The organism is Pseudomonas sp. GD04058 (assembly GCF_029836855.1).
GTDB classification, from domain to species: Bacteria; Pseudomonadota; Gammaproteobacteria; order Pseudomonadales; family Pseudomonadaceae; genus Aquipseudomonas; species Aquipseudomonas bharatica.
Map to the genome: position 1 here is coordinate 1 of NZ_JAOECN010000085.1, position 2,500 is coordinate 2,500.

A 2,500-nucleotide genomic window follows, 5' to 3' on the forward strand; every position below is an offset into this window, starting at 1 on the left:
CTGTTCCCCAACCCTGGAAAACCTATCCTCTTTAACACGTCAAAGTCGATTGATAGGCTTGCTGCAACAGCTATCTGCCCGGTTGAAGTCGAAGATCGATGTATCTGTAGGGTTTGGAAATAAATGCGGGCGCCCACCGCACTCACGGCTCAGTTACCATTCTTTGTGCATCGCGGCCGCGCGGCTAGTTGGTAGCTGTTCTAAGCCTAGTCAGTGCCGCCCTTCGCCCCAAGCCCCATAGTCAGATTTGAGAAATGACAGTAGGCGATGCCGCAACGCGCTTCATCGACCTATGTAAAACGACTCCTTTATCGAAATAGTGCACTCATCGCTCTCCACGGCGATCCCTTCATCGCGAATTGCACCGCCCAAGACGATCTGCACTGAAATCAATACTTTCTGATGCCTCTTGATTAGAGATGCCAGCCATAATAATCTCATCGCCAACGCATACGGCGTTCGGCAGCCAACACACTCTCACTCACTACTGGAAGCTCAGACATGAAAACCATAGGCATTGAAAACTCGAAGTCCAGCGTACAGGCCCACTTAACGCTTGGAACCAAAACTATGGGGCTAGGTATCTATGGCGCGTACTTGGCTCTCGCTATTATTTACTTCTGGTTCGGCGGCATGAAATTTACCCACTACGAGGCCGAGGGCCTGGTTCCACTGGTGAGCAACAGCCCGCTTTTGGGATGGGTGTATAGCATTTTTTCGGTCGACATGTTCTCCAGCCTGCTCGGCATACTAGAGATTTCGATCGGCACTCTGATCGCAGGCCGCATGCTGTCGCCCAAACTATCCGTGGTAGGAGGCGCTCTGTCTGCAGGCCTGTTCTTCACAACCCTTAGCTTTATGTTTTCCACTCCGGGCGTCATTGAGCCTAGTTTAGGGTTTCCGGCGATTTCCGTTGCGCCAGGTCAGTTTCTGCTTAAAGACTTAGGGTTGCTTGCTGTTTCGATATTTGTGGCAGGCCATTCGCTGGTTGAACTGGAAAAACGTAAAATTAATGCATAATTTTTTCAATGGCTTAAGGCAGTAATGCCTTAGGCCTTTTTGCCATCATTTTCCCCCGCCAGATCTTTCAACCAGTCACGAGGGCTCAACCCCGTCTTGCGTCTAAATGCGCGAGACAGCGCCGAAGGACTTTCGTAGCCGACTTGAGCTGCAATCAGCGTAATCGAGCGCCCTTCTCGCATCAGCTTCTGAGCCAGGCTAACTCGCCAACTCAACAAATAATCAGCAGGCGTCTGTCCGATGACACTCTTGAAATGCACGGCATACGCAGCGCGTGACATATTTGACTCACTGGCCAGCTCTGCTATTGACCAGGCATGTTCCGGGGAGTTGTGCATCTGTAAAAGCGATCGGGCAAGCCGCATGTCGGCCAGTCCAGCCATCATTCCGGTGCGCAACTGGTGATGATCGAGCAGGTAACGGAGCAACAGAATGATTAGGAGCTCAAATAAGCGCTCAAGCGCGGCTTCCCTTCCACAATGCACATTTGCCGCCTCGGCAAACATCCACTCCAACGTGTCTGCCAGCATGGGCAGATCATCGAGTGCGAGCACCAAACAGTCCGGTAATGAAGCCGACAAAGGATTATCAATTCCGCCCTCAAACTCCATGGAAGCACACAACAACTTTGCGCCATCGGACTCACCCGCAAACAATTGATGCTTGGCGGGGCGTGGCATAAAAATCAAGCTAGGGCGAGTGAGCTGCAAATCCTTGCGATCGGGACCAAGCAACGTCACGCTGCCGGCCTGAAGCAGATGGATATAACCTCGCCGCTCGGCGCCATCGTAAGATGCAGAGCCGCATAGGTCGCCGTCATAGAACAGATTGGCCCGCACGCCGAACCGCGAGAGCAAATTAGACAAACGATCCATTGGCCGATCCTTGACGAGTCAGAACGCACAGACCATACCATCTGCGTTGTCGTTCAGTGCCTGTAGCGAACATGCCGGCGTAAATCAGCCAACGGATAAAGTGATCACTGAGCAGCTCAGCCTCCCTTTCCAGTTCGGCTGTTAAAAAAACAACACCGTTGTTTGAAAGCACCAGCAAATCAAGTGCTCACTCTTCTATTTTACAGTACCTGGCAACAGCACTTTGCGGTGCAGTCGATCAGATATCCGGAAGGTTGATCGTAAGCTTCAGCCTAGCGCTCTTCGAATTTAATGTCGTCGAGCTTCGGCCCAACCATTCCCCCGACCTACTCTTCCCTCCCCTAGAGACCCTAGCAGTCACTTGAATCGCGGCTGTCTGCGATAAGGTGTTGCTGGTAACTATTGCATCAGCGCCTGAAAACTCCACCTCGGCCGGCAGACTTGAGACCTTAAGTCGTATGGTAGCGAGAGGTACCTTGGAGCCCGATAGCGTCTGTACGAAAACGAACACACTGTCATCCAAAGCGACCTTTTCGAAAATTTCCGGGGAAATGTCCACCCGTACCTTGAGCGGTGTTGGTGGCAAGCCAGCAACATGGTTAATC

General features: G+C 52.0%; 2 protein-coding genes. One reads left to right on the forward strand and one right to left on the reverse strand.

What is annotated here, in order from left to right:
• Positions 1-501: 501 nt before the first annotated feature.
• Positions 502-1,020, forward strand: coding sequence for a DUF417 family protein (locus tag N7650_RS27800; RefSeq protein ID WP_003464991.1), 519 nt, complete (start codon positions 502-504; stop codon positions 1,018-1,020).
• A gap of 29 nt (positions 1,021-1,049) precedes the next feature.
• Here the strand turns inward: N7650_RS27800 and N7650_RS27805 are convergent, their stop codons facing one another.
• Positions 1,050-1,895 (reverse strand): AraC family transcriptional regulator, encoded by an 846-nt coding sequence (locus tag N7650_RS27805; protein WP_003464995.1) that lies wholly within the window; start codon positions 1,893-1,895, stop codon positions 1,050-1,052.
• Between the last annotated feature and the right edge of the window lie 605 nt (positions 1,896-2,500).